Origin of the sequence: Adhaeribacter aquaticus DSM 16391 (assembly GCF_000473365.1) — a bacterium.
Lineage (GTDB): Bacteria > Bacteroidota > Bacteroidia > Cytophagales > Hymenobacteraceae > Adhaeribacter > Adhaeribacter aquaticus.
This window is the reverse complement of the sequence record NZ_KI421517.1, coordinates 32828-54202: the sequence shown is the minus strand read 5'-3', so window position 1 is coordinate 54202 and position 21375 is coordinate 32828. Positions and strand designations below refer to the sequence as shown.

General features: G+C 39.5%; 14 protein-coding genes. 6 read left to right on the top strand and 8 right to left on the bottom strand.

Annotated elements, in window-relative coordinates; genetic code table 11:
- Positions 1-272 precede the first annotated feature (272 nt).
- The 3 genes from accD (at position 273) to ADHAQ_RS0102035 (ending at position 3379) form a co-directional block, all read left to right on the top strand.
- Complete coding sequence (gene accD, locus ADHAQ_RS24260; RefSeq protein WP_071781080.1) at positions 273-1181, top strand: acetyl-CoA carboxylase, carboxyltransferase subunit beta; 909 nt, start codon at positions 273-275, stop codon at positions 1179-1181.
- Between the two features lie 196 nt (positions 1182-1377).
- Positions 1378-2115, top strand: coding sequence for a YiaD family glycine zipper/OmpA-like lipoprotein (locus ADHAQ_RS0102040; RefSeq protein WP_026461512.1), 738 nt, complete (start codon positions 1378-1380; stop codon positions 2113-2115).
- A gap of 658 nt (positions 2116-2773) precedes the next feature.
- On the top strand, positions 2774-3379 hold the full coding sequence (locus tag ADHAQ_RS0102035) for a hypothetical protein (protein ID WP_026461511.1): 606 nt from the start codon (positions 2774-2776) through the stop codon (positions 3377-3379).
- Positions 3380-3394: 15 nt separating this feature from the next.
- On the opposite strand, the gene ADHAQ_RS24255 is transcribed toward ADHAQ_RS0102035, so the two are convergent.
- The gene (locus ADHAQ_RS24255) at positions 3395-4033 is read right to left on the bottom strand and encodes a DUF2238 domain-containing protein (protein WP_051360134.1); all 639 of its coding nucleotides are present in this window, start codon (positions 4031-4033) and stop codon (positions 3395-3397) included.
- A gap of 269 nt (positions 4034-4302) precedes the next feature.
- Here ADHAQ_RS24255 and ADHAQ_RS0102025 point away from each other — a divergent pair, with 269 nt between their 5' ends.
- A complete protein-coding gene (locus ADHAQ_RS0102025; protein WP_026461510.1) occupies positions 4303-6624 on the top strand; it encodes a glycoside hydrolase family 95 protein in 2322 nt (773 codons plus the stop codon).
- A gap of 55 nt (positions 6625-6679) precedes the next feature.
- Here the strand turns inward: ADHAQ_RS0102025 and ADHAQ_RS0102020 are convergent, their stop codons facing one another.
- From ADHAQ_RS0102020 to ADHAQ_RS0102010, 3 genes are all read right to left on the bottom strand, one after another.
- Positions 6680-7393 (bottom strand): DUF92 domain-containing protein, encoded by a 714-nt coding sequence (locus tag ADHAQ_RS0102020; protein WP_026461509.1) that lies wholly within the window; start codon positions 7391-7393, stop codon positions 6680-6682.
- 144 nt (positions 7394-7537) lie between these two features.
- Positions 7538-8026 (bottom strand): DUF421 domain-containing protein, encoded by a 489-nt coding sequence (locus ADHAQ_RS0102015; RefSeq protein ID WP_026461508.1) that lies wholly within the window; start codon positions 8024-8026, stop codon positions 7538-7540.
- Between the two features lie 16 nt (positions 8027-8042).
- Positions 8043-8516, bottom strand: coding sequence for a hypothetical protein (locus ADHAQ_RS0102010; RefSeq protein ID WP_026461507.1), 474 nt, complete (start codon positions 8514-8516; stop codon positions 8043-8045).
- 469 nt (positions 8517-8985) lie between these two features.
- On the opposite strand from ADHAQ_RS0102010, the gene ADHAQ_RS27040 reads away from it, so the two are divergent.
- A complete protein-coding gene (locus ADHAQ_RS27040) occupies positions 8986-10173 on the top strand; it encodes a T9SS type A sorting domain-containing protein (RefSeq protein WP_051359659.1) in 1188 nt (395 codons plus the stop codon).
- Between the two features lie 353 nt (positions 10174-10526).
- Here the strand turns inward: ADHAQ_RS27040 and ADHAQ_RS0101995 are convergent, their stop codons facing one another.
- Entirely contained in the window at positions 10527-13535 is a 3009-nt protein-coding gene (locus ADHAQ_RS0101995; RefSeq protein WP_026461506.1) for a T9SS type A sorting domain-containing protein, read from the bottom strand.
- 1198 nt (positions 13536-14733) lie between these two features.
- Here ADHAQ_RS0101995 and ADHAQ_RS27035 point away from each other — a divergent pair.
- Complete coding sequence (locus tag ADHAQ_RS27035) at positions 14734-15945, top strand: T9SS type A sorting domain-containing protein (RefSeq protein WP_051359658.1); 1212 nt, start codon at positions 14734-14736, stop codon at positions 15943-15945.
- Positions 15946-16096: 151 nt separating this feature from the next.
- Here ADHAQ_RS27035 and clpB read toward each other — a convergent pair whose 3' ends face one another.
- The 3 genes from clpB to ADHAQ_RS24235 form a co-directional block, all read right to left on the bottom strand.
- The gene (gene clpB, locus ADHAQ_RS0101980; RefSeq protein ID WP_026461504.1) at positions 16097-18715 is read right to left on the bottom strand and encodes an ATP-dependent chaperone ClpB; all 2619 of its coding nucleotides are present in this window, start codon (positions 18713-18715) and stop codon (positions 16097-16099) included.
- Between the two features lie 526 nt (positions 18716-19241).
- A complete protein-coding gene (locus tag ADHAQ_RS24240; RefSeq protein WP_051359657.1) occupies positions 19242-20207 on the bottom strand; it encodes an SDR family NAD(P)-dependent oxidoreductase in 966 nt (321 codons plus the stop codon).
- A gap of 56 nt (positions 20208-20263) precedes the next feature.
- Positions 20264-21067, bottom strand: a complete 804-nt coding sequence (locus tag ADHAQ_RS24235) for an SDR family NAD(P)-dependent oxidoreductase (RefSeq protein ID WP_034256499.1) — start codon at positions 21065-21067, stop codon at positions 20264-20266.
- Between the last annotated feature and the right edge of the window lie 308 nt (positions 21068-21375).

Sequence of the window (21375 nt, the reverse complement as noted above, 5' to 3'; positions counted from 1 at the left end):
AAGGAGAGGCTATTTAGGAATAAAAAATAGTTTTTATACTTACTAAATACTTATGGAGCCTATTGTTGCTGTTTGTTAGCAGAAACCAACCTGCCATATTTTCAGGAGTTTTAAAGTGTTAATTATACAAATAGGTATTGCTAAAGCTCTAAAAATTTACCGTATATTTGCCGACTTCTTTGGAACAAGTAAAGGCCTGAAGAAGTACTACCTTTATAAAATTTGGTAGCCGTTAGTTAAAAGAGTAAAAAGCTTTAAAAAAGGTAATATACATGTCTTGGTTTAAAAGAGTAGAAAAAGGAATTGTAACACCAACGGAGGAAAAGAAGGAAACTCCAGACGGACTGTGGTATAAATGCCCGGAGTGTAAGTCGGTTACCAACATGACTGAGCATAAAAAGCAATTATATACGTGTGCTAAATGCGACCATCATGACCGGATAAATTCTGCTGAGTATTTCGAGATTATTTTTGATAATAACGAATTTGTAGAATTGGATCCTAATTTATCTTCTTCGGATCCTTTAGATTTCGTAGATACAAAACCCTACCCACAACGGATTGCAGCTACTCAACGCAAAACCAATTTAATTGATGCCTTACGCAGTGCCCATGGTACCATGAACGGGTTGCCAATTGTAATTGCCTGTATGGATTTTAACTTCATAGGTGGGTCTATGGGTTCTGTGGTGGGCGAGAAAATAGCTCGGGCCATAGATTTTGCCCGTGAAAAAAAATATCCTTTCCTAATGATTTCCAAATCAGGTGGAGCACGGATGATGGAGGCGGGTTTTTCGTTAATGCAAATGGCAAAAACGTCTGCTAAACTGGCCTTACTGGATGCTGAAAAAGTACCTTATATTTCTTTATTAACCGATCCGACAACGGGTGGTGTTACCGCTTCTTATGCCATGCTGGGCGATTTTAATATTTCTGAGCCGGGTGCCTTAATTGGGTTTGCCGGGCCGCGGGTAATCAAAGAAACCATTGGCAAAGAGCTGCCTAAAGGTTTCCAGAGTGCAGAATTTGTATTGGAGCATGGCTTCTTAGACTTTATTGTTCACCGGAAAGACCTGAAACAACAACTAACAGATTTGCTAACTATGTTGCAAGGTGCCAGCACTGAAACTACCGAAAAAAAACAAGGTGCCGGTAGTAAAAAGGCAGCCAAAGCTTCTTAATTTACCTGTTAAACAAAAGTGCTTATTTAATATTTTTAATAAGCACTTTTGTTTTTGTACTGTACTCAAAAAAGTTGGCCCGGATTTTGAATAGTATAATATAGAAACTATTTAATATATAAGAAAAACATTTTCTAAAATTAAAAGTATTATAACCAGGACCAATTGTTCTACAAATTCAAATTGAAAACATACTATGAAAATTACAAGAATTTTATTTTCGCTTTCTTTAGTTATTGCTGTTTTATTTTCGTCATGTAAATCATCTAATCCATATAGCACCTCAAATGATTCTACCAGACGAAATCCGGAAACTGCAAAGGGGCCTGTTAACCGTACCCAAAGAGGAGGTTTAATAGGTGGTGGTGCCGGCGCTGTATTAGGTGGGGTTGCGGCTAAGGTTATGGGTAAAAGTACTGCTGCCGGAGCCATTATAGGTGCTGCAGTAGGTGGTACTGCTGGTGCGGTTATTGGTCGGCGCATGGATAAACAAGCCGAAGAATTACGTAATGATATGAAAGGTGCTAAAGTAGAGCGTGTAGGAGAAGGTATTAAAATTACTTTTGCCTCAGGTATTTTATTTGCCACAAATTCTGCCACCTTACAATCTAACTCTATTACCGATATCAACACCTTGGCGGAAACGCTTAAAAAGTATGGCGATACAAACGTGATTGTAGAAGGTCATACGGATGCGACTGGTTCCGATGCCATCAATATTCCGTTATCTGAAAACCGGGCAAAATCAGTTGCTGCGCAGTTATTAGCTCAAGGAGTAGAATCTTCCCGTATCACCACTCAGGGTTTTGGCTCTAGTGTGCCGGTAGCAGATAACTCTACTGAAGCAGGCAAGCAAGCAAACCGTCGGGTAGAAGTTGCTATTTTTGCGAATGAGAAATTGCAAAAAGCTGCTGAAAGAGGCGATATCAAATAATAAATTATAATAGTAAAAGTAAAAAGCCGGGCTACCTAGTCCGGCTTTTTTGTTTTATGCCAGTTAAGAATTTAACTTTAGCTAAGAAACTTAATAAAGTTTAGCGGTTAAACTCCGATTTTTATTTATATACTTCTTATAACGACTCCAGTACTATTCATCTCCTAACTAATGTAGCGCGGTTAACTTCTGAGGCTATGGCTAATATTTAATTAACTGGCAAAACCTGAAGAAGAACCAGGAAACCATTATCCGGAATGAGGGGTTTTTCAATGCTGCTGACCTGGGTGCTTAAAATATATATTTATTTAATAAGGTAAATTTAAATAAATGCTATTTTACTAACTCCCAGGAGAGGGTTTCAGTAGATTTACTACGCTTGGCAATAACAAAAGCACCCTCTTATCGGCACTACTATTATAAGAGGTAAAGCAGCTAAGTGTAGGGTAGAAGTTGCTGTTTTTGCAAGTGAAAAATAGAAGCAAGTAGCCGAAAAAATCATTGTTAATTTATTTATTTTAAATATGTAAGGAAGCTGGCTGCATTTAAAATTACAGCAAGCTTTTTTTTGTGCCTGCGCCAACCCAATTAAAGATTTACAACTTGTTTTGGTGAAATGAGTAATATGATTATTTAAATAAATGGATATTAGCTGCAGATGAGAATCATATTAAAATTAAGTTTAGTTGTTTTAACTGGAGGTTGGTTACTGGCTTGTAGTTCAGATAAAAAACCAGATGCAGTGGTAGTAAAAAATAATCATGATCAGGATGTAGTCGAGGTAATGGATAGCAAAGATTCAACTCAATATGCTGGTGGTATGGATGCTGGGCCTGGAAGCCAGCAAATAAATAATTCTGATTTTTATGCCGATACAACCGACTCGTTAAATGATTATGAGGAGAGGGCGTCTGGGAAGGAACAGGCAGTTGCTAAAGCCAATAAACCAGCTGGAGGTGTTATCAATTCAAATAAGCCAGCAAAAAATAAGGTCAAAACAAAAGCGTCGGTACAACAAGTATTGATAAAAGATGCCCGTTTAGCCAAGGTTATGCCCCTCAGCCGTTTCGGCCGTTATATGGCAAGACGTTGGAATTATTACAAAGGCTTTGGAGAAGTAAGCTACAAAGATGCTACCGTTAAAATAAAAATAACAGACGAAGAGCTTAAAATAGAAACTCCGGAAGGTAAATTTAAACAAGAAAAAGACGAAATAAAGTTAAAGACCGATGCCGGCAAGTATAAAAAGGAAATCCGTAGTTAAATAGTTTGCGAAATTTTAAGTTGTGCTTCTTCGGGTTAGATAGGTAATGCCCAGTATTATTAAGGCACCCAAAACGCCTAATCCCATATCTTTTTGTGCATCCCATAAATCGCCCTGAATACCTAAAAAAGAGGTGCCCTTATGAGTAGGTAGAAACCAGTCAGCTACTATCCATTCTACTAACTCATAGAGGGCACCTAAAGAAAGAATCAACTGAATGGGCAATAGATAAGCTAACCAGGTTTGTAACCGTAATTTATCGTTAAAGATCTCAAACATAGGATAAGCCAATAAAAGGCCGAAGCAGAAATGAACAATTCGGTCGAAGTGGTTTCGGGATAAGTTAAAAGTATCTCTTAACCAATACCCGAACGGATTTTCGGGGTAAGTATATTGGCTGCCATACACATGTAATAACAAAAAAATAAAAATAAAAGTAACCGAGGCCGATGAAAATTTGTGCCAGCGGTACATGTAATAAAGTAAAATTACAAATGGAATGGTTAGGGTGTTTTCGAGCGACCAGTTAACAAAATTACTGGTGGTAAAACCGGTATATAGCCAAAAAACTATAAACAAAACACTGTAAATAGGTATAAGCGGTACTGCCTGCGAATAAATAAAGTTTTGTTCCGTTTCTGCCTTTATTGCCATCTGCGTACTATTTTTATTTTTCTTAACAGCCAAAACAAACTTGTTGTTTTGAATTTTTAGATTTTACGGCTTATTACCTCAGATTACTGCTGAAATCACATATATGTTGCTGATATATTGGAAGCGCCGTCTAGCTTTTGATCACAATAAATCAAAAATCTGATTAAACCTACCCTTAGTAATTGTTTTACTAATAAGATGAAAAAGGATTAAGATATTTTGCTTAAGTTGTGGCTCCAAATAATAGTAAGTCCTGGTATTAAATTGTTATGTGTAAGATTGTTTACAGTTCTTTTATTGTTCTTTTCCTGATTTTTGCTTTTCTAATTACCCCACCGCTTAAAGCCCAAACCAAACCTGATGATTTAAAAATTTGGTTTACACACCCGGCCAGTAATTGGAATGAAGCTATACCTATCGGAAATGGACGTTTGGGTGCAATGATTTTTGGTAACCCCAATGCCGAAAGGATACAATTAAACGAAGAAACAGTCTGGAGTGGGAGAAAAGAAGATTTTGTGAATCCGGAGGCTTTAAAAGCGTTACCTCAGGTGCGGCAATTGCTTTTTGCCGGCAAATATGCCGAAGCGCAAAAGCTGGCTCAGGAGAAAATGATGGGCAATCGGGCAAATGGCAGCTCTTATCAGACCTTAGGCGATATACACCTGGACTTTAGCCACCCGGGAGAAATAACGGACTATCGCCGCGAATTGGATTTAGAAACAGCCTTGGCTAAAGTAACCTACCGGGCAAACAGGGTTTTATATACACGCGAAATTTTCTCGAGCGCACCCGACCAGGTACTGGTGGTTAAACTGACAGCCGATAAGCCTGGGGCACTTTCACTGGACCTGCGGTTGACTCGCCCGGGAAATAAAGCTACTATGGTGGCAGCCAATAATGAGTTTACCATGAGCGAACACGTAAATAATGGCGTCGGGGTAAAAATGGTAGCCAGGGTTAAAATATTAAATTCAGGAGGGCAGGTACGGGCAAACGGAGATAAAGTTTCCATTGATAAGGCGAATGAAGTAACGCTTTTACTTACAGCAGCTACCAATTACCGGGGTGGTGATCCATTAGAATTGGCCAATAAACCCTTGGCAGGAGCAGCGGAAAAAAGCTTTGCTGACCTAAAAACAAATCACCTAAAAGATTATCAGCAGTATTTTAAGCGGGTTGACCTGGACTTTGGCAAAACGGAGGCTGTTTATTTTCCGACCGATGCCCGGGTAACGGCGATGCAAAACGGGAATGTAGATCCGCATTTACTAAAGTTGTATTACCAGTTTGGCCGGTACTTATTAATTAGCAGCTCGCGCCCTGGTGGGTTACCAGCTAATTTGCAAGGCATCTGGGCCGATGGCCTTAACCCGCCCTGGAGTGCTGATTATCATATTAATATTAATATCCAGATGAATTACTGGCTTGCTGAGCAGACTAATTTATCAGAGATGCACCTGCCGTACCTTTATTTTATGGATGCCTTGCGGGAAGATGGTCGGAAAACAGCCCGGGATATGTACGGCCTTAAAGGAACGGTGGCCCACTTTACTACCGATGCCTGGCACTTTACTGAAACCTACGGCCAAACCCAATGGGCTATGTGGCCAATGGGCCTTGCCTGGAGTGCACAGCACTTATGGGAACACTATTTGTTTACCGGCGATAAGAAATACCTAAAAAAGTTGGCTTATCCTAATCTAAAAGAAGCTGCCGAGTTTTGTGCCAATTATTTAGTACAGAATCCGGAAACAAAGCAGCTGGTGTCCGGGCCCTCTATTTCGCCGGAAAATACTTTTAAAACCAAAGCCGGCGAAGTGGCGACTATGGTCATGGGACCTACTATGGATCACATGATTATCCGGGACTTATTAACTAATACAATTGAAGCAGGAAAAATATTAAATACAGATGCGGCTTTCCGGAAAAGGCTGGAAGGCATATTAGTCCGGTTGGCGGCAACTAAAATTGGCAGCGATGGCCGGATTATGGAATGGACCGAAGAATTTGAAGAGCCGGAGCCGGGTCATCGTCATATATCTCATTTGTTTGCGTTACATCCGGGCCGGCAAATTACCAAACAAAAGAACCCGGAGCTATTAACGGCAGCCCGGAAAACCATTGATTACCGCTTATCGCACGGGGGAGGGCATACAGGCTGGAGCCGGGCCTGGATTATAAACTTTTTTGCACGTTTGCAGGATGGGGAATTAGCCTATGAAAACCTGTTAGCCTTATTGCGCAAATCTACTCTACCTAATTTATTTGATACACATCCACCATTTCAGATAGATGGTAATTTTGGGGCAACTGCCGGTATAACCGAAATGCTTTTACAAAGTCACGCCGGAGAGCTTCAATTGTTGCCTGCCTTGCCTGGCGCCTGGCAGCAGGGTTATATTCATGGTATTGTGGGCCGGGGTGGTTTTGAAGTGGACCTGGATTGGGAAAATGGTAAATTAAAACAAGTTAAAATTTTATCCCGGTTAGGCAATAAATGCGAGATACGGTACGGCGATCAGGTGATTTCTTTCCCAACACAAAATAACAAAACTTATACTCTTGACGGTAGCTTAAAACAATTATAAAAGAAAATTTGCTAAATGAAGGTGCCTGTTTATTACTTATAATGACAGGTATCCTTTAAAATGCAGCATAAAGCAAGCCTGCAACCAAAGCACCAGTTAAGGTATTCAGAAAGTTGACCAGGTTGTTTCCTACAATATGTTTTCTTTCTAAAGTGGCTCCCAGGACAGAATCGGCCAGGTTGCCAACCAATCCTGCTATAATTATCCAGAAAAAATTTTGATCCCAGGCAATACCTAAACCATAAAGTAGCGCAATTACAATACTTCCAGCCAAGCCTGCAAGAGTGCCTTCTAAGCTGATTACACCGTTTTCGCCTCTTTTATCTGGTTTAAACGTTAAAATATTATAGTAGCGGCTGCCGTATAGATTGCCTAATTCCGAAGCAAGCGTGTCAGCGGTGGCAGATGCAAAGCTGCCGGCAAGCATTACCCCTAATAAATTAGCCTTATCTGGAAAAAGCCAGCTACCCAAACCTAATATGCCGGCTACACCGGCATTGGCAAAGGCCTGACCAGCGGTGCGGCGGCCTTTATTTTCTTCGGCTAAACCTAAACTTGCTTTGTAGGTAAATTTCCAGGAGGAGGCCAAAGTACCTATAATAAAAAATGCTCCCAGCATGCCTAATCCGGTAAAGCCAGCACCCAGAAATAGAGATAAACCTAGTAGGCCACCGGTAAGAGCGCCAGCCTCAGTAAGCTTTTGGGCTCTTAAACTAAAATACATTCCTACTCCTAAAATCAGGAACACTAAAATAAACTGCAAAAGCATAATTAATGTATGAGCAGGTAAAGTTGCAGCTTTATTTCAACTATCTGAAGCTATTTTTTATAAGTAATTGCAGCATATAATAAGAGTTAATAAACAAAGTAAAATAGCCATTCCATAAATTAATCTTTGAACAAGATTTTAGCTTCAGGCATTCTTTGTGAGGTTTGGGGATATTCCTTCCTTATTTAAATAATAAGGTATGATGCTTATGGACCCATCTTTTTCCAGCACGGCAAATTTAATCTGGTCCAGGCTTTCCAAACCCTGCGATTTTCGGGCTGCTTCCATTATATCGTCTTCCTGTAGCCTGGCTTTTTTCATGCGATCTGGCATGCACTTTCCGTTTTCCAGGATAATTAGCGGAATTCCGTTTACAATATTATCCAGCAGCCGGTATTTATTTGTGCCCAATGAAACCATAACATCTGTAAAGACGAGGGTTAAAATTACCAGCATACTTCCGGTAATGGAATGGTCATCGTCTACAAGAGCATTTTGTACAGCTTCGCTTATGATTAAAAGTAAAACCAGGTCAAAAGCCGTCATCTCGCCTAAAGTGCGTTTGCCAGCCATTCGTAGAATAATAAATACCAGAAAATAAACGATAACTGCCCGTAAAATTACTGATTCCATATGGTTAGGTTTAGCTTTAAAAGTAGATGAATTGATCAAAACTTATGTTTCTTTCATTTATAGTAAGGTGTAACTGATGAGCGCCCATTTTAGTAGGTATGAGGTAAAAAGTAATAAAGCCGTTTTGGACTGTACTAAACCGGTAAATTAGTTTGTTGTTTAGGACTGTTACTGACTCAGGTTCGGGAATAATCTGGTCAATCCGGACCTTTTTGAGGTAATCGTTCCCAAAGATTACTTCGCCCTTTGTAAGGGAATCAGCTACCTGAATTACCAGTTCAGTGCCTTTTTCTACCCGCATAAATTTGTTGTATTCAATTCGCAGGTTGTTTTGGTTATAGGTTTTATTGCTTAATAATCCTTTACCAAAAAGACCCAGAGCGGCTGCGAATAACACAAAGCTCATAAAAACCCAGAAGACTCTGGATGCTAACCATTCTTTCTTCTGGAACTCATAATAGCGCTCAGTTGCCCGTATATCTTTTTCCATCTTCAGGAGTTAGCCGATGATTAATACTTACTTATTTACTTATTTGTTTGTCTTTGTTTATGATCCTGATACATCTATTCAGGTATTAGTTTTTTTTGTACACCACCTGGTGCTGTAGGAGACTGAATATATTGCTTTTATAAATATCTGAACGTTTTTCCATGTGTTTAAAAAGTAGGTTTCTGCTGAAGTAATCAAAAATGCGTAATCGTTTTTTTTTGTTAGAAAAATACAAATATATATACATATATAAATTTATGAATATTTATTATGAATAAATAAATATTCTTAGCTTATTCTTTTATTGGTCTTGTAAAAACGCTATTTTAACTAGGAAGAATAATAGTTCGTCTAATATAGCAAACCTTTATATATCAAGAACGTAATGTTTTTACTCCTCAATGATACAATATTTTGTAGGTTAAATGCAATTGGAACAAATGGGAATCAAAATTTTAAACCTTGTCAAATGGGAACATTTTACACACACTACAAAAAATCCAAAATATTTTTTGGAAAATTTTTGATTTTAGTAACAATATTCTATTTATTTTCTACTGGCACCAGCTTGGCGCAGACGGTTGGCTGTTCCAAGAATGGTAACTGTTATTCATTAACTTTTAATAGTTATAATATAGTTATTAATCCGCTCGATAATAGGGTTGCTTTTACCTATACTTTATCCAGGGAGAAAAATGATAAGAAACAGGAATGTAAGTATGCCATAAGTTATGTATTTCTTGAATTGCCCACCGCTGCTTACTTTCCAATTGGTACCCTAAACGATTATCTTTCCCCAAAAACATCAGAGGGATTTAAACATGAAGAAACGACCAATCCTAAAGGAATAAAATTTGAGGAAACTCGTGCAGAAAACCAACAACCCAAAGCTTATACTTTTACTATCACTTTTTTTCTACCTAAAAGTTATGGTACCAAGATTCTTCTGACCCAGGAAGATATCGTGAATTACCTTAAAGAGCAAAGGTATATTGGCCAGATAAAAGCCGCAAATAATCTGGAGCTCTTTCAGGGGGAACAAACTACCTTTAGTGTTGATCCATTATTATGCGATGACCAAACCCTAACCCCTTTACCTGTAACCTTAGTATCCTTTACTGGAACCTACCAGAATCAGGGTAATGCGCTGAAATGGATTACGGCCAGTGAGGAAAACAATAGCCATTTTGAGGTAGAGCGCAGCCTGGATGGGGAAACTTTTACTGCTATTGGTAAAGTAAAGGGCAAAGGAAACTCAAATCAATTGCAAACCTACCATTTTACAGATAGAGCAGTTCAGGATCAGATGTACTACTATCGTTTAAAACAAGAAGATATTGATGGCAAAACGGCTTACTCTAAAGTTATAGCGGTAAAAGCCGGAAAAGTCAGCTCTTATGCTAAATTTTACCCTAATCCAGCATCTTCTAGTTTAAATATTGATTTAAGCTCTTTTGCTGCAGGAAACTACCTAATTAAGGTGGCTTCTTTAACCGGAACTATTTTAAAAAACCAATCTATAAAAGGAGGTGAAATTACTGCCTTGGATGTGAAAAGCTTGCCGAACGGTACGTATTTGCTGATGGTAGAAGGACAAGCCGGTAACCAGGTGAGCCGGTTTGTAAAAATTGATGGAAGTTTTAGCTCCTCTTTATAAGTTTGAATTTAGGATTGTTTAGGAGAAACAGGTAGTGCTTAGTAAAATCTTTCATTTAAGTAAACTAGAATGTTAAGTAACAAAAAAGCCTTTCTTAAATGAGGAAGGCTTTTTTGTTAATAGTTCCTGCTGTTACTATTGTACCGGAACCTAAATGTGGATGTTCAGGGAGGGAGTTATTTCATTTTATAGCATTTCTTTAACCACAACATCCTTTTGGATGCTAGCAGCCAGCATACTTGGCTGGATGCGAAATGAGCCTGGTACTTCTTGAGTAATGAAGTATCAGGCTCTTTTAGTAGTAACACAACTTACTGGAGCTTCCAGTAAGTTGTGTTACTACCTGAGGTGTTTTATTGGATTATGAGCTTTTGTATTTGTGAGCCCGCGCCTGTAAATATTCTTACCAGGTAAGTGCCTGCTGGCAGGCCATTAATGGGAAGGGGCTGGTTTGTGTTGGGTTTTATTGATTGTTGTCGTAAACGTTTGCCTTGCAAGTCAGTAACTTCTAAACTAGCTTTTTCCTGTAACCCCTGCAAACTTACTTGCACTTGCTCGCCATGAGCCGGGTTTGGATAAAGTTTAAACGCCGGACCTGATGCAAAATTATTGGCTACAGCCCGGATTGGGGAATAGGCTGTTTTGCCGTTAAAATCCGTCTGACGCAGGCGGTAGTAAGCGGTGCCGGTTAAAGGATTATTGTCAGTAAAGGTGTATTCCTGCCGCTGGTTACTGTTGCCCGCTCCTTTTACTTTATCAAGAGGCGTAAAATTAGTACCATCCGCGCTTCTTTCTACGGCAAAATATTCGTTGTCTTTTTCCGAAGCAGTGGCCCAAGTTAATTTTATGGTTTTACTTTGGGTTTTCTTAGCAGTAAAATGAATTAGTTCAACTGGCAACGGAGTCAGGAGCCCGTCACTGTCACTTTCCTTGGATAAGGTAAAAATGCCAAATAAGGCAGTTCTTACATCTACAGCTAGTTTATTGCCTGTAACTGTGGCTAATGTAGGTACCCCAACTTTATGCCAAGTAAGTCCGTCATCTACGCTATGCCAGACCTGAATCTTTTCAGCATTATAATCGGCCATGTTATCCTCATCCATCAACCAGGAGAGGTTTAACCAAACATTTTTATTAGCAGATTTGGTAGAGGTAATTTCCCAGCGGCGTTGGACGCTTTTTATATTAGGCTTAGTTGGATGGGCTACGGCCGCTTCAGCTCCGGTAGTGCGGTTAACTGAAATTTCACCCCAATCACCTCCATCTTCGTTTTTTATAGTTACGCCGATATCACCGAAGTTTTGAGAAGTTGTGTTGGTGCCAATATTTAATTTTTTCAGCAGCTTTCCTTCATAAAATCGACCAACATCCTCATTTTCTATGTTGCCGTTCAAGGTTAATACTTTGCCAGATGCGGCTCCTAGCTTACCTTTTAACCTCAAATTTCCATTTACTGTAATATTATTAGAGAGACTTAGGTGGGTGCCGTTAGTTGGCTCTACTTCCAAATTAGCATATGGTATTTCAGGTACAAAACTAGAGATTTTATTCGCGATTTTTACAGTAGCTCCAGATGCAGTACTGAACCTACTACCATTAAGATTTAACAATTCTCCGTTAATAGTAAGGGCGCTTCCGGTACTCATGGAAAGAAAGGAGTTAGTATTAAGGGTAAGTGAACCTAATACGGTTAAATTTCCACCAGTTGCTATTGTGAGTGAAGGAGTACTTGAAAGTGTAGAAATACCTGTAGTTGAAGAAGTGCCAGCTTCCAGTATAATATTGTTGATTGTGGTTGCTGAATTTATATTTGGGTAACGGCTTAAATTTGCCGGAATAATTATTTCATCGGTCGTCGTTGGAGCCAAATTTCCTGACCAATTTCCGGCATCAGTCCAAGAATCTGAATTGGTGCCAGTCCAAGTAATTCTTTTGCCAAACTTAGCAGCAAACATTGCTTTTCCTGAAGAGTTAGTCAATGTTGTAGTGCCAATTGAAGCAGATTGATTAAAGTAGCCGGCTACGCTAGCGTGGTCATTTGTTTGGCTTATGCTAAATCCAACATCTTCGTTCGGTCCGCCTGATCTATATGCGCCTAATAATTTACCTGTTGCAGCCTCATATTTAGCAATGAACATATCGCCAAATCCTGCACTTGTTAGAGAAGTTGGGGTAGTTGGGGTTTTGGAATCTACGAGAGGGTTCCCAAAAGTAGCAGTGCCAGTAAATGAACCGGTCACATAAAGGTATCCAGACTTATTTTCTGTTTTACCATATGCCAGATCGAATGCTTTACTAGTACCTGCTCCCCCCTCTATCAACTTCCAGCTTGGTTGTCCTGATGGGGAGTACTGGGCTAAAAGCATTTTGGTAGTGTTCTGGCCTTTTTTATCTTCAATTGCCGAAGTTATATAGGCATTCCCTGTCTCATCTGTAGTTACACCAAAATGGTTCTCCTCGTTTTTTGTTACTTCACCTACTGCTTTGGCCCATTGTAAAGCTCCATTTGAATTATATTTAGCAATAAATATATCCGAAGGGTTAGAAGAAGTAGATAAAGCAACACTATTTTTTGCAAGATCATTTGAAGAGAAAGTAGCTTTACTTGCGAAAAAGCCGGTGACAAAAACGTTATCATCTTTATCTACGGCTATACTTTTACCTTCGTCCACAATTCTATTATTACCATCGGTATCGGTTGAGCCAGCTTTTATAGACCACCGTGGGATTCCAGATGGATTGAAACTAACAATAAAAATGTCTTTAGAACCAGTATTATTAGTGAGTGTATAATCTCCAAATTTAGTAGTGGTGGTAAAAGAACCTGTAACATAGGAATTGCCATTTTTATCGACAGCTATTGCATTACTTATCGCCATTCCAAGTCCGTCTCCACCTGTCACCCATTGCACGTTGCCAAAAGGATCATACTTTGTTACAAATAATGTAAAGCTATTGTTATTATTTTTTACACTTGTAGAGCCAAAAGTTGCTGAATTCTTATATTTCCCCGTTACATATACATTACCCCAGGCATCTACCGCAATATCAAAGGCTTGATCATCCTCTGCTCCACCTCCATATTGAACCCATTGTAAGGAACCAGCTGCATTATACTTTGCCACGAAAATATCATAAGAGCCGGAGCTGGTTTTAGGCTGACCTCCTATAGTAATGGTGCCAGTGAAGCTGCCAGTAACATAAGTGTTACCAACGGCATCAGTTACAACGGAAGTGCCTGCTGAATTAACGCTTGATGATTGATTTACCCATAGAAACTCGGGAGCTTGAGCATGTAAGTCGCTTATAAGAGTAAGTAGCCCAAGTAAGAAGATAAAGATTGTATAGTAAAATTGTTTCATTTAATAGATTTTAGTAGGATTAGTGGATTTGTACTAAATTCATTTTGTTTTTAAAATATTCTCTTTATTAGAGAATAAGTCAGAATGAAACACTTGTGATTGAGTTAATGCATATTTCACATTAAATGGAGAGGAGTTGCCATTAGAGTAGCAAACAACAGATCGTACAAGTTTTACATAGGCATTTTAGTGGTGTTAGTAAGTTATTGTATTAAATACAAGGTTAACTATTAGATTTTGGGTATATAACGGAAGAAGAATATATAGGTTTCTATTTGTTTGTATGACATATAATAAAATAGAGATTAATTATAAATTAATTATATTTACTAGCTGTTGGAACTGCTTTGTAAAGGATTGTTATTTGAAAAATATAAGTTTAGTTTAATAAAATTATATTCGTCAGGTGGTGGGTAATTGGTTCAATTTTACTAAGATTAGTAAAGCAAGGGTGAAAAACTTTTGTGGAAGTAGCTATAGGTTTTACACATCAATAAATGGTCTGGTAAAAAGAAAGCATTAGGATTATGCCGAAAACAAAAGGCATTCTGAAAGGTAAAATAAAACGTTTCTACTTTAAAGGAGGCTTTTTGCCTAATACCCAGCCCAAAAATTTGTTAAGCGAAATAGCAACATTGATATTAAAAAATAGTTTTTATCATCACTTAAGACCGCTTCTACTTCCTTATCCTTTCGGATATTACCAGCCAATATTTCTTTCTAGATGCAAAGACGGTCTCGAAATCACTTTGGTATGGAGGATTTGGGGCATAGTTGTAGTATGACTATTCTGAAGATTGTTGGTTTTTAAGGACATTTTAGTCTATAAGTAAGTAAAATTAATTGCTTCTTAGGAAATTTTAGCCTTTTATAAATACCTAAAGATTTAAGCTATTCCCTTACAAAATAATTATCTCAGTAGTTCTCGTTTCACTTTTTTCCTATAACACGCCATTAAGCAATTTAACTTTTATTTTAATTAAAGACGGATTTAGAAATAATTTACAGGTTGTTCAACGTGGTAAAAGCTAGGTTTAACTAGGAAAAACTATACTTCATCGAAAATAGATCATAGTTTACCGGCTATACGAAACTCCTATATATGGGCTTCGTTATACTTGATCATGTATATGTTGCAATTTTTTGTAGGTAAAATGCAAATTAAGTAAATCAAGCTTTAACTCCTAAACCTTATTACATGGCATTATTTTACACGCATTTAAAAGAGTATAAAAATCCTTTTAGGAAAATATGGATTTTGCTTTTAGCCATCTCTTTACTTTTTCCTAGTATAAGCTATGCACAAGATGATCCCACAATCATATGTAATAAAAAAGGATATTGTTTCGAAATAACATTCGTTAAATATCAAATTAATGCTACCAATAGAGAAGTAACTATTACATTTAATGTTATCAATACTTGTGGTAACGCTTTAAGTAATGTGTATTTTGCCGTGCCTGGAGATGCAATTTTTCCCGCAAGACCACATCAAGGGGGAGCAAATCACCGTGAAGCTTGGGAAGGATCATTTGCTTCCCCAACAGATAATTTTAATATAGAATTGCCTGTTTTTTCTGATGGAAGAAGAGGAATAAAATTTGAAGTTCCTCAAATAAGTGGCAATAATTCAATAAATGAGGATTTGATTAAGAATGTTACATTTTCTTATACTTTTAAGCTTCCAAGTGGCTCAGCCTATAATAATTATAATAAAATAAATACTTACATAACCAATTTCGCTATTGGCTTAGAAGCAAAAGCAGGTAAAGTACAGGATAAATTTATTGATGCAGTAGGTACAAGTTTTAGTACAGATCCAAGTAAGTGCAATAAGTATGAAGAAGAAGATGGAGCCTTGACTCCATTGCCAGTAACTTTGATTTCCTTTACGGGGGCCTACCAGAATCAGGCTGTTGCGCTGAAATGGGTTACAGCCAGTGAAGAAAATAACAGCCATTTTGAGGTAGAACGTAGTGCGGATGGGGAAAACTTTACCGCTGTTGGCAAAGTAGCAGGAAAAGGAACTACTAACCAGGTGCAAACCTATACCTTTACCGATAGAGCTGTTCAAGCCCAGACCTACTACTATCGCTTAAAACAGGAGGATATTGATGGCAAAACGGCTTACTCTAAAATAATAGCGGTAAAAGCCGGAAAAGGTAGTTCGTATGCTAAATTTTACCCTAATCCTACCTCTTCCAGTTTAACTATAGATTTAGCTTCTTATGCTCCGGGTACTTACGCAGTACGAGTAGCGTCTTTAACTGGAACTATTATAAGAAATCAACCCATGAAAGGGGGCGAAATAACTACCATAGACGTACAAAATCTGCCCAACGGCACGTATCTGCTTATGGTAGAAAGCCATGCTGGTAATCAGGTAAGCCGGTTTATAAAAACGGATTGAAGTTTTAGCTCCTCTTTGTAAGTAAGCATGTAAGGTTTTGAAGGCTAACCAATAGTTTTAGGAACAATATTTCTTTGGATAAACTAAAATGAAGAATAACAAAAAAGGCTTCCACTTTTGAGGAAGCCTTTTTTGTTAGTACTCAATAAAATTATTTATCAAGCGGAATTTCAATATCAATGTTGATGAAGTGAATTTTATCATCAATCAACACCGCTTCTACTACCGCATCTTTCCGGATAGTACCAGCCAGAATTTCCTTCGATAATTCGTTCAGAATCTTGGTTTGCAGTACCCGTTTCAGCGGACGGGCACCAAACTGCGGATCGTAACCCAATTCGCCCAGGTAATCCAGTACTTCGTCGGTAGCTTCCAGACGGATGCCGGCCTCCTGTAAACGGTCCTGGATGTGCTTGAACTGAATGCTGACAATCTTACGCAATTCGTGCTGCGCTAACGGACGGAACATGATCAGTTCGTCAATCCGGTTCAGGAACTCAGGACGTACAGTTTGTTTCAGCAAATCAAACACCTCGTCTTTAGTCCGGTCGATAACCTGTTCGCGGTTGTATTCTTCCATCTCCGCAAAATTGCTTTGGATAATATGCGCACCAATGTTGGAGGTCATAATAATAATGGTGTTTTTAAAGTTCGCCACCCGACCTTTATTATCGGTTAAGCGACCATCATCCAGCACCTGCAACAAAATATTAAACACATCCGGATGCGCTTTTTCAATCTCATCCAACAATATTACGCTGTATGGTTTCCGGCGTACCGATTCGGTTAACTGGCCACCTTCATCGTAACCCACGTATCCCGGAGGCGCTCCAATTAAACGGCTAACCGCATGACGCTCCTGGTACTCACTCATGTCAATCCGCACCATGGCGTTCTCGTCGTTAAACAGGAAGTCAGCCAGGGCTTTGGCTAACTCGGTTTTACCTACCCCGGTTGTACCCAGGAATATGAACGAACCTATGGGTCGTTTCGGGTCTTGCAAACCAGCGCGGCTGCGGCGTACCGCATCCGAAATAGCGGCAATGGCTTCTTCTTGTCCGGCTACGCGTTTACCCAGTTCTTCTTCCAGGTGCAGTAATTTTTCGCGGTCGCTTTGCAGCATTTTACTTACCGGAATACCTGTCCATTTAGCTACCACTTCGGCAATATCTTCGGAAGTAACTTCTTCTTTCAGCATAGCATCACCATTTTGCAGCTCATCTACCTGTTTTTGAAGGTCAACTAACTTGCGCTCGCTTTCCTGTATTTTACCGTAGCGCAGCTCCGCCACGCGGCCGTAATCACCACTGCGCTCGGCTTGTTCGGCTTCTACTTTATACCGCTCAATATTTTCTTTTTCAGTCCGGATTGCAGTAATAATTTCCTTCTCGTTTTGCCACTTAGCTTTCAGCTCGTCGCGCTGGCCACTTAAATCAGCAATCTCTTTAGATAACTGCGATTCTTTATCTTTATCGTTTTCCCGACGGATGGCTTCACGCTCAATTTCCAGCTGCATAATCCGGCGTTGTACTTCGTCCAGCTCCACTGGCAGGGAGTCGATTTCAATACGCAGTTTTGCGGCTGCTTCGTCCATTAAGTCGATGGCCTTGTCCGGTAAGAAACGGTCGGAAATATACCGGCTCGATAACTCCACGGAAGCAATAATGGCATCGTCTTTAATGCGCACCCCGTGGTGTACTTCGTATTTATCTTTAATACCACGGAGAATGGAAATAGCATCCGGAATGGTGGGTTCATCTACCGTTACGGCCTGGAAACGGCGCTCCAATGCTTTATCCTTCTCAATGTATTTCTGATATTCCTTTAAGGTAGTCGCGCCAATAGCGTGTAACTCGCCGCGGGCCAAAGCTGGTTTCAATAAGTTGGCGGCATCCATCGCACTTTCGCCGCCGCCACCAGCACCAATTAAGGTGTGCATCTCATCAATAAAGAGCACAATTTCCCCTTCGGCATCTACTACTTCCTTAATTACCGCTTTCAAGCGCTCTTCAAATTCACCTTTGTATTTGGCACCTGCTACTAATAACCCCATATCCAAACTCATCAGGGTTTTGGTTTTTAGGTTTTCAGGCACGTCGCCGGCTACTATGCGTTGGGCTAAGCCTTCTACAATAGCGGTTTTACCCACACCCGGCTCACCTAACAATACCGGGTTGTTTTTGGTACGGCGCGATAATATCTGTAGTACGCGGCGAATTTCTTCGTCACGACCAATTACCGGATCTATTTTACCAGCACGGGCCAGTTCGTTTAAGTCTTTGGCGTACTTCTTAAGCGAGTTATACTTTGCCTCAGCGTTTTGGTCAGTAACCCGATTGCCACCGCGTAACTCTTTTATGGCGGCTTTCAGCTGTTTTTCAGCAAAGCCTACTTCTTTCAATAAAGAAGCTACCTGGTCACGTCCGGCCAGTATACCCAATAAAATATGCTCAATGGCGACGAATTCGTCGTTAAATTCCTTTAAGTAAGACGTAGCTTTTTGCAAAGCAGCAGCGGCATCATTCCCTAAATACGGGTTGCCACCGCTTACTTTCGGATAGCTATTAATTATACTTTCCAGGCGGGTGTTCAGCATGTTCTGATTCACCCCTAATTTCTTCACTAAAAACGAGAATACACTCTCGTCGGTTTGTTGAATACCTTTCAGAATATGACCGGTTTCAATCGCTTGCTGCTGATTGCCGCCGGCAATCTCAGTGGCCTTCTGAATGGCTTCCTGAGATTTGATGGTATAGTTATTAAAGTTCATAGCCTTATTCTCAATCTCCTGTTCTCTTAGAACCTTTCTTACAAATTACTAGCCAAGGCCATTTTTAATTGTATTTCGGAAATAATGACTGGTGTAAATTAAGTAATATGTTGGTTGTAAGACTTTTTGTCTTGTTTCAGACAACTTATAGGCAGAAATGACTAAACCTAAATCTTGCCTTAAAAGGCTTCATAAGCTGGAATGTTTTACCAAAGAAAGTGTCGGGAGTAATGGTTTTCTAGGTGGTATATTGGTTATTTATATTTTGCTCCCGTTTCAGGAAAAAGCTCTCGTCTGTAATGTTAAACCTGAGGCAAAGAAAGGAATACTATTATCTTACCTGCTATTTAAATATTTTCTTTAGGTAAAGGAATGAGGAATAAAGCTAAAGTTCCAGAGAAGAAGATTGACGATGGCAGGTTTGAAAAGTAGTGTATAAAAAGGGAAAAGATAACTACCTATATAAGCTTCCGTTTTTTAATCAGCATTATACAGGTAGTTAGAAGGATAAAATTATAGATTAAAACTAAGTAGTTTTTTTTGCTCCTTTCTTGTTGGGTGCAGTTTCAGTTACAGGAGTTGCAGTTTCAGTAGTCTTGGCTTTTGCAGTTTTAGTAGTTCTTTTCTTAGGTGTTTCTGTTTCACTGCTAGTAGTGGCAGGGGCTTCAGTAGTTGCTGCTTTTTTTGTAGCTGTTTTCTTGGATTTTATTTCTTCTGATTGCTTTTTCATAGCCTTGGCCAGAGCTGCATCCGGTAAAATGTTGCTTTGGATTACTTCTATCTTGCCTTTTAGCGTTGGCACAATACGGGCCTGGCCTTTCATAAATCCTTTATAACCACTTTCAGCAACTTCTTTGGCGGTAGCTAAATTGCCATTGGCTAAAACCGTATCCTGAGCACCGGCTACATTAAAGAAGTTGGTATCGGTGGCAGGGGGGAAGAGTAAGGAAACCGTTACCTTAGTGCCTTTTAGTTCTTCTTGTAAAGCTTCTCCAAAAGAAAGAACAAAAGCTTTGGTAGCCCCATAAACCGATTGTAGAGGAGCAGGCATAAAGGAAGCCACTGAGCCAACCTGGAGGATTTTACCCGCATTACGGCTAATCATCTCAGGTAAATATAACTTGGTTAGGTGCACATGCGCAATAACGTTCAGGTGAATCATGGCCAGTTCTTTCTGAAGATCGGATTTATAAAAAGGACCATATTCGCCAAATCCGGCATTATTAACCAGAAAATCTACCTGCAGGCCCCGGTGTTGTACTTCTTTGTAAAGTTTTTCCGGTGCATGATCTTTACTTAAATCCAGGGCAATGGTTTCTACCCGAATACCTGGAAATTCCTTGTGCAGTTTTTCAGCCGCCTCCTGTAATTTGCCGCGGTAATGGGCAACCATAATTAAGTTATGGCCATCGCGCGCAAAGCAACGAGCCAGTTCTAAACCAATGCCGCTGGAGGCACCGGTTATAAGCGCAGTAGATGTTTTATTTTCCATAGAGTTATAATTTAAAGTAAAAAGCTCCTAATACGTTATCTGGAGCTTTTTTTGTTTTATTTTTTAATATCTTCCAGTTGTGAATGCACAATGGCGGCATTGATGGAATCTGGTAAGGTTATGCCCTGGGCGGCGTACATTTTTGCCACCAAAGTTGGCAGCACCCGGGCATCGCCGTTCATCATGCCATCGTACCCGCCTCTGGCTACTTCATCGGCATCCTGTACCTGCGGCGAATTCACTACTTTGGAGTTTTCCATGTGGGCTACCTCAAAGAAATTGGTTTCTGTTGGCGGCGGACAAAGCACCGTAATCGTTACGTTTTTATGCTCTTTTATTTCATCCTGCAACGATTCGGAAAAAGATTTTACAAATGATTTGGTACCGGCATATACCGCTAATAAAGGATGCGGTAAAAAAGCGGCTACGGAACTTACCTGTAAAATTCTGCCCGATCCGCGGTTAATCATTTCTCTTAGATAGCGTTTGGTAAGGGTGAGTACCGTAATGGTATTTAAGTGAATCATGGCAATTTCCTTATCCAAATCTGTTTCCAGAAATTGTCCTTTTTCGCCGAAACCAGCATTATTTACCAGGTATTCTATTTGGATGCCCCGATCCTGTACTATAGAATATAAGCGATCAGCGGATCCGTCTTTACTTAAATCTATCGAAACGGTTTCTACCCGAATAAGCGGAAATTCGGTTTTTATTTGCTGAGCGGCCTGTTGTAATTTATCGTCGTGGTGGGCCACCATTACCACGTTGTGCCCGTCTTTAGCAAAAAGTTTGGTTAACTCATATCCGATACCACTTGAGGCACCGGTTATTAAGGCTGTTTTTCCTGAATTATTTTCCATAGGTAATTCTTTACTGGTTATACCTTCTTTTACCCGTATTTTATGATAAAAGGTTTACTGGAAATGATTTAACAAAAACAGGTGCCTGTTTAGAGAGCTATTGAACAGGTAAATACTTTAATACTCCTGATAGGTATGGTAGTGTCAGCAAAGGTTTTCACGGTATTGGTATTATCCATACTATAAGGTAAAGGCTGCGGTACATTCTAGACTTTAGGAAAGGGTTTGGTATAAATTTGTTATGGGATTGTTTTGCCCCCTTAACTATTGGCCAGATGTATTTTGCCTATAGAATGAATAGTAGTACA

Excerpts from the sequence above, each read along its gene's own strand:
- accD (WP_071781080.1), top strand. The coding sequence starts at position 273 with ATGTCTTGGTTTAAAAGAGTAGAAAAAGGAATTGTAACACCAACGGAG.
- ADHAQ_RS0102040 (WP_026461512.1), top strand. The coding sequence starts at position 1,378 with ATGAAAATTACAAGAATTTTATTTTCGCTTTCTTTAGTTATTGCTGTT.
- ADHAQ_RS0102035 (WP_026461511.1), top strand. The coding sequence starts at position 2,774 with ATGAGAATCATATTAAAATTAAGTTTAGTTGTTTTAACTGGAGGTTGG.
- ADHAQ_RS24255 (WP_051360134.1), bottom strand. The coding sequence starts at position 4,033 with ATGGCAATAAAGGCAGAAACGGAACAAAACTTTATTTATTCGCAGGCA.
- ADHAQ_RS0102025 (WP_026461510.1), top strand. The coding sequence starts at position 4,303 with ATGTGTAAGATTGTTTACAGTTCTTTTATTGTTCTTTTCCTGATTTTT.
- ADHAQ_RS0102020 (WP_026461509.1), bottom strand. The coding sequence starts at position 7,393 with ATGCTTTTGCAGTTTATTTTAGTGTTCCTGATTTTAGGAGTAGGAATG.
- ADHAQ_RS0102015 (WP_026461508.1), bottom strand. The coding sequence starts at position 8,026 with ATGGAATCAGTAATTTTACGGGCAGTTATCGTTTATTTTCTGGTATTT.
- ADHAQ_RS0102010 (WP_026461507.1), bottom strand. The coding sequence starts at position 8,516 with ATGGAAAAAGATATACGGGCAACTGAGCGCTATTATGAGTTCCAGAAG.
- ADHAQ_RS27040 (WP_051359659.1), top strand. The coding sequence starts at position 8,986 with ATGGGAACATTTTACACACACTACAAAAAATCCAAAATATTTTTTGGA.
- ADHAQ_RS0101995 (WP_026461506.1), bottom strand. The coding sequence starts at position 13,535 with ATGAAACAATTTTACTATACAATCTTTATCTTCTTACTTGGGCTACTT.
- ADHAQ_RS27035 (WP_051359658.1), top strand. The coding sequence starts at position 14,734 with ATGGCATTATTTTACACGCATTTAAAAGAGTATAAAAATCCTTTTAGG.
- clpB (WP_026461504.1), bottom strand. The coding sequence starts at position 18,715 with ATGAACTTTAATAACTATACCATCAAATCTCAGGAAGCCATTCAGAAG.
- ADHAQ_RS24240 (WP_051359657.1), bottom strand. The coding sequence starts at position 20,207 with ATGGAAAATAAAACATCTACTGCGCTTATAACCGGTGCCTCCAGCGGC.
- ADHAQ_RS24235 (WP_034256499.1), bottom strand. The coding sequence starts at position 21,067 with ATGGAAAATAATTCAGGAAAAACAGCCTTAATAACCGGTGCCTCAAGT.